This window comes from Methanolinea sp., assembly GCA_016699325.1.
Classification (GTDB): domain Archaea; phylum Halobacteriota; class Methanomicrobia; order Methanomicrobiales; family Methanospirillaceae; genus UBA9949.
The window spans coordinates 287,548-307,143 of record CP064971.1; the positions used below are offsets into that span (position 1 = coordinate 287,548).

The 19,596-nt window shown below is 57.0% G+C and carries 18 protein-coding genes; 6 read left to right on the forward strand and 12 right to left on the reverse strand.

All coding sequences use genetic code 11. The annotated features are described in order from the left end of the window. Positions 1–11: 11 nt before the first annotated feature. The 4 genes from IPI71_01500 to hxlB all read right to left on the reverse strand — a co-directional run bounded on the left by IPI71_01500 (position 12) and on the right by hxlB (position 7,603). Positions 12–4,181 (reverse strand): PKD domain-containing protein, encoded by a 4,170-nt coding sequence (locus IPI71_01500; protein ID QQR71228.1) that lies wholly within the window; start codon positions 4,179–4,181, stop codon positions 12–14. A gap of 661 nt (positions 4,182–4,842) precedes the next feature. Continuing rightward, entirely contained in the window at positions 4,843–5,880 is a 1,038-nt protein-coding gene (locus IPI71_01505) for a M42 family metallopeptidase (protein QQR71229.1), read from the reverse strand. Positions 5,881–5,882: 2 nt separating this feature from the next. After that, on the reverse strand, positions 5,883–6,992 hold the full coding sequence (locus IPI71_01510; protein ID QQR71230.1) for a pyridoxal phosphate-dependent aminotransferase: 1,110 nt from the start codon (positions 6,990–6,992) through the stop codon (positions 5,883–5,885). Between the two features lie 8 nt (positions 6,993–7,000). Further along, complete coding sequence (hxlB, locus tag IPI71_01515) at positions 7,001–7,603, reverse strand: 6-phospho-3-hexuloisomerase (GenBank protein QQR71231.1); 603 nt, start codon at positions 7,601–7,603, stop codon at positions 7,001–7,003. Positions 7,604–7,811: 208 nt separating this feature from the next. Between hxlB and IPI71_01520 the strand changes: the two genes are divergently transcribed. Further along, complete coding sequence (locus tag IPI71_01520; protein ID QQR71232.1) at positions 7,812–8,564, forward strand: site-specific DNA-methyltransferase; 753 nt, start codon at positions 7,812–7,814, stop codon at positions 8,562–8,564. 6 nt (positions 8,565–8,570) lie between these two features. Beyond that, entirely contained in the window at positions 8,571–9,836 is a 1,266-nt protein-coding gene (locus tag IPI71_01525; protein QQR71233.1) for an amidohydrolase, read from the forward strand. Here IPI71_01525 and IPI71_01530 read toward each other — a convergent pair. The 4 genes from IPI71_01530 to IPI71_01545 form a co-directional block, all read right to left on the reverse strand. Continuing rightward, positions 9,818–11,326 carry an MBL fold metallo-hydrolase gene (locus IPI71_01530; GenBank protein ID QQR71234.1) on the reverse strand — a complete coding sequence of 503 codons (1,509 nt, stop codon included), beginning with the start codon at positions 11,324–11,326 and terminating at the stop codon, positions 9,818–9,820. The genes IPI71_01525 and IPI71_01530 overlap by 19 nt on opposite strands. Before the next feature lie 105 nt (positions 11,327–11,431). After that, positions 11,432–11,740 (reverse strand): hypothetical protein, encoded by a 309-nt coding sequence (locus IPI71_01535; protein QQR71899.1) that lies wholly within the window; start codon positions 11,738–11,740, stop codon positions 11,432–11,434. Position 11,741: 1 nt separating this feature from the next. Further along, entirely contained in the window at positions 11,742–12,626 is an 885-nt protein-coding gene (locus IPI71_01540; GenBank protein QQR71235.1) for an Mrp/NBP35 family ATP-binding protein, read from the reverse strand. Between the two features lie 99 nt (positions 12,627–12,725). Then, positions 12,726–13,154, reverse strand: a complete 429-nt coding sequence (locus IPI71_01545; GenBank protein ID QQR71236.1) for a ribonuclease HI family protein — start codon at positions 13,152–13,154, stop codon at positions 12,726–12,728. 88 nt (positions 13,155–13,242) lie between these two features. Between IPI71_01545 and IPI71_01550 the strand changes: the two genes are divergently transcribed. Continuing rightward, positions 13,243–13,695 (forward strand): YbhB/YbcL family Raf kinase inhibitor-like protein, encoded by a 453-nt coding sequence (locus IPI71_01550; protein ID QQR71237.1) that lies wholly within the window; start codon positions 13,243–13,245, stop codon positions 13,693–13,695. A 51-nt stretch (positions 13,696–13,746) separates the two neighbouring features. Here IPI71_01550 and IPI71_01555 read toward each other — a convergent pair whose 3' ends face one another. Then, positions 13,747–14,130, reverse strand: coding sequence for a translation initiation factor IF-5A (locus IPI71_01555; protein ID QQR71238.1), 384 nt, complete (start codon positions 14,128–14,130; stop codon positions 13,747–13,749). An 81-nt stretch (positions 14,131–14,211) separates the two neighbouring features. Between IPI71_01555 and IPI71_01560 the strand changes: the two genes are divergently transcribed. The 3 genes from IPI71_01560 (at position 14,212) to IPI71_01570 (ending at position 16,572) form a co-directional block, all read left to right on the forward strand. Beyond that, on the forward strand, positions 14,212–14,988 hold the full coding sequence (locus IPI71_01560; protein QQR71239.1) for a bifunctional fructose-bisphosphatase/inositol-phosphate phosphatase: 777 nt from the start codon (positions 14,212–14,214) through the stop codon (positions 14,986–14,988). 4 nt (positions 14,989–14,992) lie between these two features. Beyond that, entirely contained in the window at positions 14,993–15,805 is an 813-nt protein-coding gene (locus IPI71_01565) for an NAD(+)/NADH kinase (GenBank protein QQR71240.1), read from the forward strand. A 62-nt stretch (positions 15,806–15,867) separates the two neighbouring features. Next, positions 15,868–16,572: a DUF169 domain-containing protein gene (locus tag IPI71_01570; GenBank protein QQR71241.1), complete on the forward strand. Its 705-nt coding sequence runs from the start codon at positions 15,868–15,870 to the stop codon at positions 16,570–16,572. A gap of 11 nt (positions 16,573–16,583) precedes the next feature. Here the strand turns inward: IPI71_01570 and IPI71_01575 are convergent, their stop codons facing one another. The 3 genes from IPI71_01575 to dnaJ all read right to left on the reverse strand — a co-directional run bounded on the left by IPI71_01575 (position 16,584) and on the right by dnaJ (position 19,593). After that, positions 16,584–17,339: a serine/threonine-protein phosphatase gene (locus IPI71_01575; protein ID QQR71242.1), complete on the reverse strand. Its 756-nt coding sequence runs from the start codon at positions 17,337–17,339 to the stop codon at positions 16,584–16,586. Between the two features lie 91 nt (positions 17,340–17,430). After that, positions 17,431–18,387, reverse strand: coding sequence for an RNA methyltransferase (locus IPI71_01580; GenBank protein ID QQR71243.1), 957 nt, complete (start codon positions 18,385–18,387; stop codon positions 17,431–17,433). An 81-nt stretch (positions 18,388–18,468) separates the two neighbouring features. Further along, entirely contained in the window at positions 18,469–19,593 is a 1,125-nt protein-coding gene (gene dnaJ / locus IPI71_01585; protein QQR71244.1) for a molecular chaperone DnaJ, read from the reverse strand. Positions 19,594–19,596: the final 3 nt, after the last annotated feature.

The window sequence follows — 19,596 nt, forward strand, 5'->3', positions numbered from 1 at the left end:
ACCCAACCCTATCAGGGTGGGAATTCCAGAACGTTGATATAGTTGGTTTTCACAACCTCGCTGGTCGAACCGTACGCATCGGTAATGTTGAGCGTGACGTTGTAGAGGCCGGGTTCATTTATGGTATATAGCTCCTGGCTGTCACCGGGATTCAGGACGATGACACTCAGTCCCTTGTTGATCACCCAGTACCGCTGCACCGGTTGGCCCACCGATGTATCAGTAAGGGCAACCGTGAGCGGTGCCGATCCCGTGACAGGATAGGCGTAGAAGTCTGCTTTAAGGGGAGACTTCACCACGATGGTCTTTGTTACCGAACTGCTCGCCATAAGATCATGCACGGAGAGTGTGACAGCATAGGTCCCGGGGTTCTGATAATTATGGATTGGGTTTCTCTCGTTCGTGACGAAACCGTCACCGAATCTCCAGGAGAAGCTGAGCGGTTTTCCGATTGACCGGTCGGTGAAGGCAACGGTGAGGGGAGCAACCATGTCATTGTTGCTCACCGTGAAGTCGAAGTCGGCCATCAAGTCCTGGTTCACCGTGATATAACCCTCTTTCACTTCGGTGCTGCTACCGGCGCTGTTGGAGACCGTCAGCTGCACGGAATAGACGCCTGGTTTGGTAAAGACGTGGACAGGGTCCTGCTCGGTGATCCCTCCATCATCTCCAAACTTCCATGACCAGCTGGTGGGAGAACCCTGGGAAATGTCGGTGAACTTGACCGCAAGAGGAGCGATCCCCACCGTCCGGTTGGCGGTGAACGCTGCCACCGGGCGCGAAGTCACCTTGACAAGGTCTGTCCTTGTGACAGTGTCTGACCCGGCCTGGTTATATGCGGTCAGTGATACAGTATAGTTCCCGGCTTTCTGGTAGAGGTGGTAGGGATTCTGCTGGGTGGAGAATCCACCATCGCCGAAAGTCCAGAACCACTTAACCGGTTTTCCACTCGAGGTATCGGCAAATTGCACCAACAACGGTACGGATCCATTCACTGGTTCGGCGGTGAAATTCGCGACCGGAGTTGACACTACGGTGATAAATGCTTGCTTTACAAGCTGGGCTGATCCGCCCCTGTTGGTCACCTGGAGGAGGACCGTATACTGCCCGGGTTCCTGGTAGGTGTGCACCGGGTTCTGTTGATCGAGTCCCGCCACGGTCGTACCATCACCGAAGTTCCAGAGCCATAGACTCGGGCTGTTTGTTGACTGGTCAGTAAACCGGACTGTCAGCGGTGCTGTACCGAAGAGCGGGTCTGCCGTGAACTCAGGGACCGGTTGAGGCTGCGTGATTTCAAATCCTGACCCGAGCGTGCCGGATTTCGGACCGGGGTTGATTACCACGACGTTCCATCTTCCGGGTTCCCTTCCCGTGAGATTAAACGTACAGGTGATCTTTGTCCGGCTTTCAACGTTAACAGAAGTTGCGGTGATGGGTTCCTTGCCCGTCTTTATAAGATGTACCGTAGCACCGTCAAGGAACCCGGTGCCGGTGAGAGAGCAGTTCAGGGCCCCGGTGTCATTCGCACCCCTGTTGGGAGAAATACTGCTCACGGTAGGATTCGGGTTCTCAATGGTGAAGGCGTTTGTGCGGATGCCGACCTGGGAATCTGTATTGACCACCACTACGTTCCATGGACCCGGTTCCCTTCCCGCGAGGTTGACCTGGCAGGTAATCTTGTTGGAACTCACAACCGTGATGTTGGTCGCAACGATGTCCGACTGGTTCATTTTTGTCAACCTGACTGCTGCTCCAGGCAGGAATCCGCTCCCGGAGAGATTGGTGATGAACAGCGTACCGTTATTGTAGCCTGACGAGGGAGTGACAGACTGTGGTGCTGGTGCAGGGTAACGTATGGCAAACCCGCCATGAAGAATCCCCTGCTGTCCGTCGTCATTAATGACCACAATGTCCCAGTCCCCGGTCTCTGCACCTGCAAGGTTAAATGTACAGGTGATATGTCCGGGACCTGCTACGGTAACCCCTGTTCCCTGTATGGCGGTCTTGCCGGGTTTCACGAGCCTCACGGTCGCACCCGGCCTGAATCCGGTTCCTGAAAGGCTGGTGATGGTTACCGGGCCGGTATTGACCCCCGAGACAGGGTCAATCCCGGTTATTTCAGGGGCGGCCGGGTAGGAAATAAGGAACCTGTCTGCCAGGACCCCGGAGAGCCTGTCGGTATTGGTGACGACGACGTCCCAGAACCCGACTTTCGCATTGGTCAGATCAAAGAAGCAGAAGATGGTAGTCTGGTTCTCTACCACCGGTTTCCCTTTGGCAGGAATGTCAGGCTGCCCGTCCCGGGCAAGCTTCACCTCCGCTCCATCGAGGAACCCTGTCCCGGTCAGGGTGATAATCCCCGTATTGCCGTCATTGCTTCCCCTGTCGGGTGATGCATCGCTCACAAATGGTGCCGGGTTATTCACGGTGAAGGCATCCGAAACGCTGTCTGACTGCTCGTCAGGATTGGTAACGACCAGGCTCATGGGCCCGGCCGTTATCCCGGAGAGATCGAACGTGCAGTTGATTGTCGTCGGAGTAACCGCAGATACTGCAGCCGGGACGGTGGCCCCTCCGGCCCTGGTCAGGTTGACTGTAGCCCCGGGGAGGAAGGAGTGCCCGGTCACCACTGCCGAAAAGACATCTCCCGCTGTCCCTGATGGGGGAAAAATCCCCGTGACGGATGGCGCGGGATGGACAATCCTGAACGAATCCGGCAACTCATCCTCCTGGAAATCCGGGTTTGTCACCCGGAGACTCCATAAACCTGGTTTCGCCCCGGACAGGTTCACTGTGCAGGAGATGCGTTCCGGGGATTCCACGGTCACGGGAAATGCCGCGATATCCGGTTCCTCGGAACGGAAAAGGGTGACCGTGGCTCCGTCAAGAAATCCAGTCCCCGAGAGATTGGTGATATTCATCGTCCCGGAATTTAGGCCGATTTTGGGAGTCACCGCAGAGAGGGTGGGTGCCGGGTAGGTTATCGTGAATGCCCTGGCAAGGGTTGCCGACTGCCTGTCCCTGTTTGTGACGACAACATTCCAGGTCTCCGCCTCTGCACCGGAGAGGTCAAATTCGCAGGTGAGCATGGTCGAGCCGATGACGTCCACCGAAGTACCCGGTATGTCAGGCTGGTCGGTACGGGTCAGTTTTACCGTAGCGTTCGGCTGGAACCCGGTTCCCGAAAGCCCGGTAATTGCAACCGTGCCGCTGTTCTCCCCTTTTGTCGGGGTAATCCCGGTCACATTCGGCGCTTCGGGATAGAAGATGGAAAAGCCGGCAGGGTAGGTATCGGACTGACCATCAGGATTTTTCACCACAACGTTCCATGCTCCGACCTCTTTGCCGATGAGATCAAAGAAGCAGAGGATCCTGGTTGGCGTGACGATAGGTTCGTCTATGGTGGTGATGTTCGGCTCCCCGTCACGGGTCAGGACAACGCTCGCACCATTCCTGAAGTGTATTCCGGCAAGGTTGGTGATCCCGATGACTTCATCGTTCTTTCCAGAATCCGGTGAGATACCGAACACCGATGGTTTCGGATAACGGACCGTGAAATTCTCGGCCCACGTCGCGGATTGACCATCGCTATTGGTGACCACAACATCCCAGTCGCCGGTTGCCGCACCGGTCAGGTCGAACTGGCATTCAATCTTGGTCGGGTTGACCACGACCACGCTGGTGCCGGAGATGTTGGTAGAATCCTTTTTTGTAAGGACAACCCCGGCTCCCGGGAGGAAATTGGCACCGGCCAGGCTGGTAATCGAGATGGTCCCGGTATTTACTCCCTCATCCGGTGTGATGGCGGTGATGACTGGTGCGGGATTCCGGACCGAGAACCCGCCAGCCAGAACAGCTTCTTCAGCATCGGTATTATTCACAACGACTACATCCCAGTCACCTGCTGCTGCACCTTCGAGATCAAACACACAGGTGATCCTTGTCGGCCCTACCCACGTGACATACTGGCCCGTGATATTGGTCTCCTCGGGAAAAGTGAGCCTCACGCTGGCGGCTTCCGGGAAGTCCGTCCCTGACAGGTTGGTGATGAATACCGTCCCGGTATTGACCCAGGTGTCAGGGGTGATGCCGGTCACTGCAAATGTCCCGGAAACCGGGAGCACCAGCAGGGTGGCTGCCAGCATCACTAGTGCTATCTGCAGTACCCCTTTCATGTTCATGTGAACACCTCATCATGCATGTGAGTATACATTCGCCAATCATGAAATGAGACCCGAATCAGCCTTCAAATTCATGATATAAATGTATTCATCATATCGTCTCATGTAATGTATATAAACATTTCCCTTGAAGATGATGGAAAATTAGGCTTTTTTCGCTTTTATGCGCCATCTTTGGAGATAAAATTCCAATATACAGGAAGTTGCTGCAGCAACTTCACGATTAATGGTCAGGTCTGACATTGTTAGACAATTGAATCGATATGTGCAAATTTCAGAATTTATACAATGTAGCTTAACAATTTATACAAGATAACTGAGTAACGAATGGCGTTAAAATACCAGAATCAACGGGAACCTGTGGTAAAAAGGAAATATCCGCCATATTTCTTTTAAAAAAAATTCGTATCCTTCAGTGCTGTAATCCGAAATTAAAGGTCATGATGGTGAGGTATCAAACCCGGAATGAACATCCGGCCAGTACATATCAGCTTTACCCCTTGCAGGCCCACAGGAATGAGAAGGCATTTCTCTCACGTTGGAAGCCTGGAGACCGGTAATTTCTCTTTATTCGTTCCAGGAGCGATGAGAGGCAGTAATCGGTTGTGTTGATCTGGATAAAAATTGTAAAAAATGATTAGGTGCTGGACCGGTAAACGCACTACAGTTTCGGTCTGGTCTTCAGGGCCTGGACCAGGAGCTCCACGGCATTCTCGATATCGGTGGGATCCAGAACTTCTACCGGTGAGTGGATATACCGGGTGGGAACCGAGAGGGTGGTACTGGGTATCCCTCCCCGTTCGAGGTGGATTGCCGTGGCATCCGTGGTCCCACCCGATCCAACCTCAAGCTGGACAGGGATGTCATGCTTTTTGGCTGTATCCTTCAGCCAGGCCACCATCGCCCTGCTCGCGATCAGCCCCCGTCCACTGGCATCAGCGATGGTGATAATGGGGCCTTTCCCCAGCTCCACCGGGACATCTTTCTGGTCGATGCCGGGGTGGTCACCGGGAAAGGTGACATCAGTTGCCACCGCACAGTCCGGATCGATGGAATAGGCGCTCGTCCGTGCCCCTTTCAGCCCGACCTCTTCCTGGACTGTAAAAACTCCGTAAATGGTGAATGGCGACCTGACCTTCTGGAGGGTCCGTACCAGCACCGCTACCCCGGCCCGGTTATCAAAGGCCTTGCCGGTCATGCGGCCGTTGACGAGCTCAACAACCTGCCGGTCCATCGTACCCGGAGTGCCGATCTCGATTCCGGCCGCTTCTGCCTCTTCACGGTCCCTGGCCCCGATATCGATGAAGAGATCATCGACCTTCACCCCTTTCTTCCGCTCTTCCTCGTCCATCTTGTGAGGCGGTTTTCCCCCCAGGACCCCTGGAACAGGGCCCTTTGCACCATGCAGGATGACCCGCTGGTTGTAGAGGGTTGGAGGATACCACCCTCCAAGTGTTACAAACCGAAGAAAACCTTTTTCGTCGATCGATTTGACCATCAGCCCGATCTCATCAGCGTGGGCCGCGAGCATGACCTTGAAGTCGTTTCCTTTTTTGACCGTTATCAGGTTGCCGAGCGGATCATCGTGAATCTCGTCAACATGGTTTTTCAGTTCGCGCTTTACAATAGCCATCACGCTCCCTTCACTTCCGGAAAGGCCGTGGGCATTGGAGAGTTTTTTCAGCAATTCCCGTACCATCATCATTCACTCCGTGCAGCCCGTATACGTTCCACGGCAGTCTGCAGGTCGCTTCGCGAGGCTGCATAGCTCAATCTTGCATACTCCGGTGCATTGCAGCCGAATGCCTCACCGGGAACTATAACTACCCCCTTCCCGAGAATCCTGTTGATCAGGTGCTTTCCAAGGGGAGCAAAGAGGTAGAAGGCGCCCTGGGGACAGGGAAACACGATTCCCATCTCCCTCAATGCTCCGTAGAGGAAGTCACGCCGCCACCGGTACTCGTCGCGCATGAGACCGACACAATCCTGAGGTCCGGTGTATGCGGTGAGCGCCGCATACTGGGATATCGAAGTGGCACAGGCCTGCGCATACTGGTGTACTTTCAGACACTGCTCCGTGATTTCTTTCGGGCCGGCAAGGTACCCGAGCCTCCATCCGGTCATGGCATAGGTCTTGCTTGCGGCATTCACGGTGATGACATTCTCACCGAAACGGGCAGCGCTCCAATGGGTCCCTTCATAAATGAAGTGCTCATACACCTCGTCACTAACAACGGTTACGCCGGCATCATTGGCGTATTCAACGAGCGCCCTGATGGACTCCTCTGTCTCGACCGCCCCTGTCGGGTTCCCGGGTGAATTGAGAACAAAGATCCTGGCCCCATCAAGCCGGGTCTTCGCCTCCTCGAGATCGATCCGGAGCTCTGCATCAAGAGGTACCCCCTCTGGCCTTCCTCCCGCGAGGAGTGCCAGCGACCCGTAGGACACAAACCCCGGGTCTGCAAACAGCACGCGGTCGCCATCCTCGATCAGGGCGTGCATGATGATATGGAGGGCTTCGCTCGCACCGGCGGTTACAATAATCTGGTCGGGCTGGTACTCCAGCTTATTCTCATCCCTGAACTTGCGGGAGAGAGCTTCCCTGAGTTCCGGGATACCCATGTTCGAAGTGTACCCGGTCATCCCATCCCGGATGGCCCTTATCGCGCCCTCCTTGATGTGATCGGGGGTATCGAAATCAGGCTGGCCGAGCCCCATGTTGATCGAACCTGGTCGCGCCGCTTCGAACAGTTTCCGGATCCCTGATATCTCGATGCCGAGGCATCGTTTCGCAATGCGGAAGTCCTTCATACCATCTCCTACTCGATATTTGCATGCCGGTTCTTCAGTTCTTTCTCATCCACCATGGAAACCTCCATCAGCTGGGAGATGCAGGCATCTGCAAAGACCATTGCCGCAGTTTCAAAGAGGGTTCCCAGCGGTGCAAAGGACTTGTGTTCACCGGTCATCTGGCGCACCTCGAATTCGGCAGTCTCGTCCCTGATCTCGTCCCGCTGTTTCTCGATGATTACCATGACATCGGCAATACTGCCGATCCTTGATTGGCGGTTCGACGTGATGAGGGCAACCCTCCCCCCGATATCTTTCGCCGTCTCTGCGATATCGGCGATGGTCTTGGTGCGGCCCGAACCCGAGAAGACGACCAGGAGGTCATTTCTTCTCATCGCGGGGGTGATGGTTTCGCCTACCACGAAAGCCGTCAGGCCGACCTGCATCAACCGCATGGCGAAGGCCTTGGCTACGAGGCCCGACCGCCCGGCACCCATGACATAGATGCGGTCGGTGGTGAGGATTTCATGGATGAACGCATCGATCTCCCTGTCCTGGATGCGATCGGCAGTGGCCCGGATCTGTGATGCCATCTGCCGCATCATATCCTGCACTCCCTTCTTGTGCGTCATTTCGGATCAGGATATTCCCGCAAACTACATGACGATTTCGCAGATGACCTGGCCGCTGCTCATGGTTTATATGCGCCCAGGAGCAAACCTTTCTCTGAAACCGGCAGGCAGGACAGGGGCCCGCTTAAAAAAGGTTGCGAACTCCATGAGCTGTGAACCATACTTTTCAGATGGGACATTTACCTTGAATCACGGTGACTGCACAAGGATGCTGAAGGCCTTGCCCGACAGGTCGGTCGACCTCGTCTTCGCTGATCCGCCCTACAACCATGCAGGGAGGCGGGCGCCGGTTGACAGGGTAGACCGGGATGCCAGTTCCGGGATTGAGGAAGATTTCCGGTTCCACGAGAGCTTGATCCGGGAGTGCAGGAGAGTCCTCAAGGAGAACGGCTCGATATGGATCAACGGGATATACCATTCCATCTACTCCTGCGGTTTTGCTCTCCAGGAGAGAGGATTTCATATCCTGAACTACATCTGCTGGTACGAACCTAGCGCTCCACCAAACCTCTTCATCCGGCATTTTGCCGTCAGCAACAAAACCCTGATCCGGGCCCTTAAAGAACGGGACTCACGGCACACCTTCAACTGCGAGCTCCTCAAGACCGGTGGCCGGACCGGGGGCAACCTGAAAAAGGCGGGCCGCCAGATGAGAACTGTGTGGAGCGTCCCCTCACCGCGAGGACGGGAGAAGCGCTCCGGGCGCCATCCCACCCAGAAACCCTGCTCCCTGTTGAAGCGGATTATCCTTGCCTCTTTGCGTGAACATGGAATTGTGCTCGATCCCTTCACCGGCAGCTCCGCCATGTGGCTTGCCGCCTGTGCGACCTGGAGGCGGTTTATCGGTATCGATACCGGGCAGCAGTCCCTCGGCCTGTCCATCTCCCGGTATCGCGATTCCACCTGGTCGCGACAGGAGAATGGCAAAGAGGCCCGCCACCGAAGAAAGAACATAGTGTGATGTACGATGCGATCCCGCTCCGATCTCTCCGCCCTGGCATATGAAATTCTTGACCGGGAATACCCGGCCCTGGAAGCGCTCTACCGGGAGTTCCATGTTCATCCCGAGCTCTCAGGACAGGAGGAGTGGACGTCACGCCACCTTGCCGGAAAGCTTCGTGATGCAGGCTACGAGGTCACCACCGGGATCGGGGGGACAGGGGTGGCTGCACTCCTTCACAACGGTGAAGGGCCGGTCCTGATGATCAGGGCCGATATGGACGCCCTGCCGATCAGGGAGGAGACGGGGCTCCCCTGGCAGAGCCGGGCGCGGATGAAGGATGCCCGTGGTAACGAAGTGGACGTCATGCACGCCTGCGGCCATGATGTCCACATGACCGCACTCGTCGGGGCAGCCCGGGCGCTCGCTGCCCTGACCTTCTCGTGGAAGGGGACGCTCATGCTGATCGGTCAGCCATCCGAGGAATCGGCATCCGGTGCGGCCCGGATGATCGCCGACGGCCTGTACACACGGTTCGCCCGGCCGGACGCTGCCATTGCCCTGCACGTGGCTCCCGAACTTCCCCCGGGATATATCGGCTACCGGGAGGGTATGATATCTGCCGGTGGAGAATCGCTAGACATGGTGATCCGGGGCATCGGTGGCCATGCAGCCCATCCGGAGACGACCCGCGATCCGGTGGTGCTCGCAGCACAGGTCATACTCGCTCTCCAGACCATCATCAGCCGGGAGATCGCAGCAACCGAGATGGCCATCCTGACCGTTGCAACGGTTCACGGGGGATCGAAACACAATGCCATTCCCGATGAAGTTTCACTCCAGATCAACATTCGCTACTTTAAAAAGGAGACCCGTGACCGTCTCCTTACCGCCATCCGAAGGGTTGCAGACGGGGTTGCCAGGGCGGGCGGGATACCCCCGGATCGCCTGCCACGAATCACTATCCTGCCCGAATCGGTCCCGCCCATGGAAAACGATTCCGTGCTCACAGGGCGGGTTGCGGAGGCGTTCCTGCAAACGTACGGCCCGGACAGGGTCCGAAAGATCGAACCGGTCACCGGGAGCGAGGATTTCGGCATCTTTGGAATGGGGGACCCCCCTGTTCCGATCTGCTATTTCCGCGTCGGGTGTGGTGACTCCGGCGGTTACCTGCACAGCAGCTCATTTGCTCCTGGCACATCGGTTATCAGGGATGCTGCCCATGCCCTGATTATCGCAGCGCTGGAAATCCTCTCTCCAGGAACCGACCTGTCTTATCCAGCAGGGTCATAGTGCCTGGTATCCCCGAACGGAACAAGCTTGTCCCCTGAAAGGACCGAGACCGGCCCGTGCCCGCAGCAGAGGAGGCAGGATGTTCTGCCGTTTTCATATAACCCGGAAGATTCCCGTGCCAGGTCAAGCACCCTGGACCGTTCGTGCTTTGCCACTTCGCTGTCGACATTCACCGATGTTACCAGGATGACTGCGAGCGTGTTGTACGCTGCCCGGTCTGGCGTGAGGTGCCCGAAATTGATGACTGTATCTGCCGTGAAGAGGACCCCGATCTCCCTGCAGTACAGGTATACCTGGCCATGCAGGTGTCCACCAGGGCTTTCAAGCACTTCGAAGCGATACCTGCCGGCATCCACCATCCCGATAACAGGGAATCCTGCCCGGTAACCGAGCGGATCCGTGCTGAAGGGGATGAACCGTAGGGGCGGGGTGAACCGGGAGAAGAGGTTGATCATGGTCGTGTATATCTCTTCGAGGACCGATGTCTCGCTCCGCGATCCATAGGCGCGGTTTGCCGCCCGGATCACCTCCAGGGTCCCGGGGTGGAGCTGTGCCGGGACAGGGTATGCTCCGCCCGCACCGCAGTGGTCGGCATCACCGTGGGTGATGACCAGGGCCGATACCCTGCGGCTCCATCCTGGGATGAGCCCGTCGAGGAGCCGTACAATATCCTGCATATAAATACCGTAACCGGTATCCACCACGGTGATACCATCGGGCGTATCCATGAGGAAGATGTTCCCGCCACAGGGCGGCTGGATGCAGTGCAGGGTGAGATAGGGGGTCAGGGCCAGAGTCTGGATATCAGCATAGAAGCGATCACCGGTTGTCCCGGCAAGTGTTCTTCCTGTCTGGAGAAAGCTCTCGAAGATCGTCCTTGGGTCCTTGCCGAGATTCATCAGCTCCTGGACAGCATGGTTGATGTCTCCGAGGAACGAAAGGAGGAACGGTTCCTGTGAATCCCCGATTATTTCCCTGATCTGCTGGGCAAGGCGGAGATAGAAGACGGTATCGTCAAGCTTTTTCCCGGTACTGTCGTACTCGAGGATCTCAATCGGGTACCGTGATTTAAGGGTATCGAGGAGCCGCTCCGCAGCCGCATGTTCTTCAACGGACAGGGTAATGGTCATCCGGTCCGGATGCCGTCCCCGGTCGTCGAAATCTATGGCGCAGATGTTTGCCCGCGAAGAGGTGGTAACATCGAGAAAAGCGCAGAGTGCACCGGGTTCGTGGGGCAGGGGGAGGGAGAATCTGAGTACATGCAGGGGCTGGAGGGAATCCTGCAGGTACCCGAGTTCGGCAAGTCCATCCTCTATCCGGGCACAGGAATCATCGGGACAGGTTATTTCAAAGAATACGACACGGGGATCGATCCGCTGATCGAACTGGACGCGGTTGATATTACCCTGGTACCGGGTAATGAGGGCTACTGCGGAATGGAGTGCGCCGGGATCATTGGGCATTTTTGCGACGCAGGTATATTTTGCCATGGGATCCTCGCAAAAGAATAGATCTGCCGTAAAAGGACATCTTTGTTATCCCTAACCGGGAACCGGGCGGAGAGAACGGAGAGGGGGGAGGGAAGACCGCCCCGGCTACCCGTGACTGATCTCTTCGTGCTCGAGGAGGAGGGATCCGAAAATGATCTTTTCGAGCACCTGGGAGACGTATTTTATCTTCTGCGCCTGTTCCATGTCCATGTTCCGGTTGATATCCGAATAGACCTGGAGGCGAAGCAGGGCAAACCGGAGACGATCGAGATCCTCCTCGGAGAAGGCCATCGCCTTGCGGTAAATGAGCTCGAGAGAGGCCGGGAAGAGCTGGATATCGGCGAGGATTGCCAGGATGTCGTTATAAATATCGAGAGGGTCTCTGCCCCCCTCTATCACATCCCGGAGCCCCATTTCAGTCCTCAACCGCCCTGACGAGTTCTTCCATCACTGCATCCACGCTCTTCCAGGTAGGGCTGTCCTTGCTCCTGATGATAAAGGGACGGCCTTCATCACCGGCTTTCCTCATTTCCGGGTCGAACGGGATCGATCCCAGGAAGGGTACCCCCAGCTTATCGGCAATCTTCTTTCCGCCGCCACTGCCGTAGATGTCGATCTCCTTGTGGCAGTGTGGGCAGACCAGGGTACTCATGTTTTCGACGATCCCGATCACCGGGATGTCGAGCTTCTCGACGAATTTTGCTGCCTTGAGGGCATCCATGGTGGCGACATCCTGCGGTGTGGTGACGATGATCGCCCCGCGGACATTGGGCGCGAGCTGGATGATGGAGAGGGCTTCGTCTCCTGTTCCGGGTGGAAGGTCAACCACCAGGAAATCCAGTGAGCCCCAGTCCACTTCGGAAAGGAACTGGGAGATGGCGGTCATCTTCATCGGTCCACGCCAGATAACCGGTGTGCTGATATCAGGGAGAAGAAAACCCATGGAGACCACGGACAGGTTCCCGGTGACCTGTATCGGCTCGATCATGTTCCCGAGGGTGGTGAGTTTCTGGGTCTCGATACCGAGCATCTTCGGGAGGTTGGGGCCGTGGATATCGAGGTCCATCAATCCGGTCCTGTAGCCGTGAGCAGCCAGGGAAAATGCCAGGTTCACGGACACTGTCGATTTCCCAACGCCCCCCTTTCCGGAAAGCACGAGAATTACATGTTTCACATCGATATCTGCCTTCTTGGGAAGGCCTGCGGTCTTGCCTTTAGCCACATCGCAGGTCGCAGCACTAGGGCAGCTTTCGCACTGCTGGTCACATTCTTCAGGTGTGGGATTCTTCTTGTCAGCCATAAAAAGCCTCACTATTGCCTGTCATACTTTGTTGGGGGTATAAAAATAAAGATATATACCTGGGGGCAATACCACCCGCACCTCTGTAATTGTTCATCATCATTCCTGGTGCATATCAAGGACACGGTTGCAGAGACGATCTGCCCGCACGATGAGCGGGTGTTCCCGTGACACCGGCCGGAAGGTCACTCCCCGGAAATGCCGGGTGAGGGCCTGCGCCTCCTGGTAGAGAGGGCGCAATCGTGGCGAAGAGACCCGGTACGAACCGGTCATCTGCCGGACCATCAGCTCGCTGTCCGAATAGACCTCCAGGGACGTGGCTCCGAGGCGTCCAGCAGCAGTGAGCCCTGCGATGAGCGCCCGGTACTCGGCTTCGTTGTTCGTTCTCCTGCCAAGAAACCCTGAACCCTCTTCAACCACTTGGCCATCAATGGAAACCAGTACGTAGGCATACGCCGATGGTCCAGGGTTTCCCCGCGAAGCCCCGTCCGTGAAGCAGGCCAGAGTGCGGATGTTGTTTTGCTCCATCCTGCTCCAGCGTATCTTGCCATAGTATAATGGTTCTTTTCCCGGCCGGAAAGGAACGCCTAAATACCAGCCGGGGCGAATTCAGTCCATGGACAAGCTGGTCGTATCGCTCGATTTCCTTTCTTTTCCTCCCACCCATACCTGCGACGGGGGGAATGAATCCCCGCGTTTGCGGATAAAGGGGCTTGCGGCTGAATCGGTTGCCGTGATGGCCGTCAATCCTTTTCAGCGAACCTGCTGCTCGTTTTGTCCCTGGTTGATTTGGAACATCCCGCCCACCGGTGAAGTCCCCCGGGGGATCCCAAAAACCGGGACTGTGACCATGCCCGTTTCAGCGGTGCAGGGGCGTAACGACTTTGGAACTATCGGTTACGAAGGCCCGTGTCCCCCGCCCGGCTCGACCCACCGGTACACCTTCAAAGTATACGGCCTCGATACCCTCCTCGATCTCGGGCCTGGTGCAACCAAGGGCGACCTCGTCGGGGCGATGCTCGGCCATGTCTCCCAGTTCGGCGCCACAACGGCATTATATACGAGATAGCGACCCGGGCAGGACCCACGCTGAAAAACGGCTAAAAAAAGGTGACCGGGTTCAGTCAATATCGAGCTTCTTTTTTCCCAGCGCCTCGATATAGGGCAGTTCTTTTCCAACCTCGAAGAGTTGCGCTTTCTCGGGGGGGATCTCGACTTCGAAATTTGTGTAATCTTTCATGTCCATGAGGGTTGCCGTTGACCCGCTGACGGTGATAACCTGCCCGCTCTTCCGCTCGACAACCGGAACATAGGTCTTTGCAGAAACCGGCTGCACGATGGACCGTTTCACTCCGTCAAAGAGTCCGATGGCGTCGATCCGGGCTTTCGCCGCCCCGTGCTTACCGGGCTTCGAGATCGATATCCCGAGGATCTTGCAAGGTTCATCATCGATCACCACCCAACGGCCTTCTTTCAGCTTTCCCACTTCTGTCTGCTCTTTCATGGATCCACACTCATCATGAAGTATTTAATCTATCTGTATCGTATTAGATAAAATACACTCTACCGTTCACCCGGAATGCCAATGGACTTCTTCACCTGTTGCAATGAAATGGCCGACGCGGTTTCCGAGGCCATCGCTCCGCTCGTAGGTACTGTGAAAGGGGGAGTGAGAACCGGCATGGGGGCAGACGGTAGTCCGACACAGCTGATCGACCAGGTGGCAGAATCCTGCATCCTCGCGTACCTTGAAGAATGTCCCCTGGCGCGAACCCTCATCAGCGAGGAAGCGGGAAAGGTTAAACTTGACGGAGATGAAGGAACGCTTTTCCTGGACCCTGTTGACGGGACTTATAACGCAGTCGCAGGAATTCCCTTCTATGCGCTTTCCATCGCCTATGCAAAAGACGGCATAATCCGGGATGCATTTGTCCGTGACCTTGCAGGAGGGGAAACATTCAGTGCACAGAGAGGGAAGAAAGCATTTCTCGATGGAAAACCGATCACCGTGTCAACGACCATGGCTCTCGAACAGAGTGCGCTCTCGCTGTACGGGAGGAGGTTTGACCCGGCAGGGGTTCTCAGCCTTGGACAGAAAGTCCGCAGGTGGCGTCTCCTGGGGGCATCAGCACTCGAACTCTGTTACATCGGTTGCGGGAGGATCGATGGCTTCATCGACCTCCGCGGGACGCTGCGCGTGACGGATGCTGCAGCTGGAATGCTGGTCTGCACCGAAGCGGGAGGAGTGGTGAGCGATCTCGATGGAAAGCCCCTGGTATTTCCCGAGAAGGTGACCATCGGAAAATGCATGGTGGCGACAAACGGCGTGATGCACCAGAAGATCATCGAATATCTGAGGTAATGGCATGAAATTCCTGCTGGTCTCGCGGGTTGACAACCGCGAAGCGCTCTCGTTTACGGAGTCGCTGGGAACTAGGATGAAGGGTACCGGGCACAGGGTCTTTTTCGAGGAAGAGACTGCAGCAGCCATCGGCATAGCCGGGATCCCCTTCGCGGGGGCAGACCCCGACCTGGTTGTCATCGTCGGCGGTGATGGTACTATCCTGCTCACGGTGCAGAAGATGCCGCGGCAACTGCCCATCATCGGGATCAACTGGGGGGAGGTCGGTTTCCTTGCCGATGTGGAACCGGCTGACGCAGCGGATATCCTTCTCGAGATATCTGATGGTTTTTCAATCGAGCGGAGGATGCGGCTCTCGTTCATGGTCGAAGGGCGGCATGTCGGGGATGTCCTGAACGAGGCCCTGGTGGTGACCAGCCGGCCGGCAAAGATGCTCTCGTTCGGCGTAATCATCGATGGTGTCCTGTCCGAGCACTTCAGGGCTGATGGACTCCTCGTCAGCACGCCCACCGGTTCAACCGCGTATGCGATGAGTGCCGGCGGGCCGATCGTCGATCCCCGGATTGAAGGAGTGTTGCTGGTCCCTCTGGCGCCCTACATGCTCTCCTCGCGTCCCCATGTCATCAGCAGTGACCGGAACCTCGAAATCCGGCTGGAGAGCGCGAAACCGGCCACCATGGTCCTCGATGGACAGAGGAGTATCGACCTTGGTTGCCAGGCAACCATCGTGGTCCGAAAATCGCGTGAACCGGCCCTCATCGTCGACATCGGACGCAATTTCTTTGAAAAGGTGGACCAGAAACTCCGGCGGCTTTGACGGAATAGACGATTTTATCAGCTCTTTTGCAGAAGATCGGTTCATACAGAAGTGATGATCCCATGTTGGAGAAGACTGACTATGCCGGGGCATCAAAAGTGCTTAAGACTTCCCTTGCCCTGAAATCTTCCCCTGTCGCACTCCGGTTTATCCATGCGAAGGACGATATCCCGGACGGAATAGAGAAACTGGACAGGACAATCCGGCACTGCATGATGGTGACGTTGGCAGGAAAGGAAGGCAAGATTTTCTACACCACCGATGAGAACCACGAGTGCTACGGTGGTGCCTGGGCTCTCGGCCTCCGGGAGCTTTCCCAGAGCCTGAAGACCGGTGACTTCTACTTCAAGCTTGGCAAGTTCGAGAGTCCCCCGGCGTGCAGGCGCACGATTTCCAGTGTTCCACACCTGGAATCCGGCTTCACCCATGCCATTCTCTACGCACCGCTTGAAAAAACCCCATTTATTCCCCATGTCATACTCATGGTTGCGCCCCCCCGCGTGATGCTGAAACTCGCCCAGGCAACGCTCTACCGGCTGGGAGGAAGGATCAAATCGGAGTTTTCCGGAATCCAGTCGGTCTGTGCAGACGTCACTGCGCAGACCTATCTCTCCGGAAGACCGAACTACTCACTGGGGTGTGACGGTTCACGGAAGTACTCCGGCATCCAGGATGACGAGATGGTGGCTGGGTTCCCGGCAGAGATGCTTCCCGAAGTGGTGGAAGCGGTGCAGATCGTGACCGCCGCCCCGGGGTCAAAAAAATAATTCCCCCATTTTTACATCTCGGTCCGCCCGGCAACTACCACGGAGATGTTGTCCCTGCTCCGTGCCAGGGCCGCCTCGATGAGCGCATTACAGACAGAAGGGATCGGTTCCGTTGCAGCCACGGCGAAAATCTCGTCCTCGGTCAGGCCATCGAGCAGCCCATCCGAACAGACCAGTATCCGGGCATTTCCTACCTGTATGCTGGTGATGTCTGCCTCGTCTCCTTTACGCCCGATGATGCGGGTCACGATATTCCGGAGGGGGTGGTGCTCAGCTTCATCCCTTGAGAGGAGCCCTTCTTCCACGAGTTCCTGGACCCGTGAGTGATCGCGGGTCAGCCGTTCCAGCTCTTCTCCGATCAGGTAGGCACGGCTGTCTCCGACGTTCCCGATGGTGCAGCATCCTTCCCCGCTGATCAGGGCAGCGACGAGCGTAGTCCCCATTCCCCTCAGGCCTTCTTCCTGTTCGGATATGGCAATGACACGGTTGTTCGTCTCCCGGAAGGCCATCTTCATCAGGGCCTCGAGCGATGCCAGGTCAGGTTCCGGGAGATGCAGCAACTGGTCATGGACGATGCCGCAGAGCGTCCGGACCGCCAGGCTGCTTGCCACTTCCCCTGCCGGATGACCGCCAAGGCCATCGGCCACCGCGAGCAGCAGGAATGATCCCATCGGGTGAGAGATCCTGAGTATTTCGCAGGCATCTTCGTTTTCTTGCCTGATGCCGGTGACAGAACGGCTGCAGGCATGGAACTGGTTACTGTCCATAGGGTTTTCTGCTCCGGGGAGGCTGCACTCTACCTAAAGGTTAAACACTGTTCCTCTTTTATCCTTTTGAGACGCTCCTCTCCCCCGGGCGTCATTTCCGTAGCACCAGTATCCTCCGGACCAGGCTCCGGTGAACCCGCTGGGAATAGGTGGCGACCACCTCCATCAATTCACCGGCCTGCCGCGAGATATCGCGGTGCGTGACCACCACCGCTCTCCTCCCCGGCATGAGCACCCGCCGTATCTCTTCGAGCGTACCACTGTAGAGGGTATCAATGCTTCCGGCCGCGATCGAGACCGACTGGCCATAAGGAAGGTCGGTTGCCACAGCATGGATGCCGGAGCTTCGGACCGGGAGAGCAGTGGCATCGGCCCGGAAAAAGAACCCCCCCGGAACGTTCTTCCTGCTTCCTGCCACCATGAGCGGGTCGATGTCACTTCCTGCACCCTGTGCACCGACCAGTTCGGCCTCGAGCACCATCCCGCCGGTACCACAGAATGGATCGAGCAGGATCTCCCCTGCCTGGACCAGGGAAATATTGACCAGCGCCCTGGCCATCCGGGGCATCATGACCCCGGGGTGGAAGAATGCCCGATCCCCAGGCCGTCGGCGACCAAAGGAGCCGCGATCGATCCTCAGGATCAGCCTGCCGAGATACCACCGTTCCCCTGAGCATACCGCGCGGTACTCGGTGTCAGGATTTTCCAGCCGGACCCTGCCTCCAATGAGAGAACCCATCAGGCGTTCGAGTTCCGGGGCTGGTCCAGTCATGGTGCACCCTTCCATTTTTTTCACCCGGGCTGCATAGGTTCCCCCAGTGCAGAGGGCCAGGTCTTTCAGCAGGCGGGCAAATGCGCGGCTGTCGGCCTCGCATTCGCCGAGGTACTCGGAAACGGCATGGGTGAGGGAGAGCCGGGAGAGATTTCCGGGACTCTTGCAGTCCACGACTGCTACCTGCGGCCTCCGGTCGAGGATCTCACCGACAAGGCCCAGTTCCGCGAACGGTAGTCCCGGGTGCTCTCCCGAGAGCTCGGCAATCACCTTCATTTCCTGGTACTGGGTGAGGAACGCTCAAAATAGCTCGCAGCAGAAAAATAAGGCAGGAGCGAGGATACGAACAGACATGGCTTATTTCTTTCCCATGAAGCCTGAAAAAAACCCTTTTTTCTCCTGCCCGGCCCGGGATCCTTCTATCTCGAGGATCTTCTCGTAGAGCTCCCGGAGTTCGGGCGTTAGCTGGCGGGGGATCCGCACCTTCACCCGCACCAGGAGGTCGCCGGGTCTGCCTCTCCTCCGTACACCCTCTCCCGGGATCTTCAGGGCGGTGTCGTGCTGAATGCCCGGCGGAATGGTGAGCTCGATCGTTTTCCTGTCGAGAGTTTCCACGGATATTACCGATCCCGCTGCTGCCTGGGCAGGACTGATCTCGGCTTCCACCTCAAGATCGTCACCGTGACGGGTGAACCGGTCATGGGGTCTCACGATAATCTCGATGAAGAGATCGCCGCTTTCTGCTCCGAAATCTCCCGCTTCGCCATACCCCTCCATGCGCAGGCGCATCCCGGAATCGATGCCTGCAGGCACCCTGACCTGGACTTTCCTCCTGGCCTGGGTCACTCCTGTCCCGCGGCATTCAGGGCACCGCTTTTCGGGAACCTTGCCCAACCCCCGGCATTCAGGGCAGGTACTCATCCTGACAAACTGACCGAAGATGGTCTGGCTCATCTGGCGGAGCTGCCCGCTTCCCCCGCATGCCTTGCAGTTAACGCGTTTTTTCGTCTCGCTCCCCGTCCCTTCACAAACCGGGCAGGGTTCGGTGTGGGAGACCTCGATCTCCTTCTCCGTTCCGAAAACCGCGTCCTCGAGGCTAATCGTGAGCCTCATGAGGAGATCGGAGCCGGCCCGGGGTCCGGTCTGGCGCTGTCCGCCGAATCCTCCCCCAAAAAAATCGAAAATATCGCCGAACCCGGAAAAGTCGGCAGAAAACCCTCCAAAACCGCCTCCCCCCGCATACGATCCGCGGGAAGCGCTGGTATACCCTTCGTGACCTACGTGGTCGTACTGGGCGCGCTTCTGTGGGTCCGAGAGGACACTATAAGCCTCGTTGATCCGCTTGAATCGCTCTTCGGCGCCCGGTTCCTTGCAGATATCGGGATGGTATTTCCGGGCGAGGGTGCGATAGGCCTTCTTTATCTCTTTTTCATCGGCATTCTTCGGGATCCCCAGGATCTCGTAGTAGTCACCGGCGGCCATTGC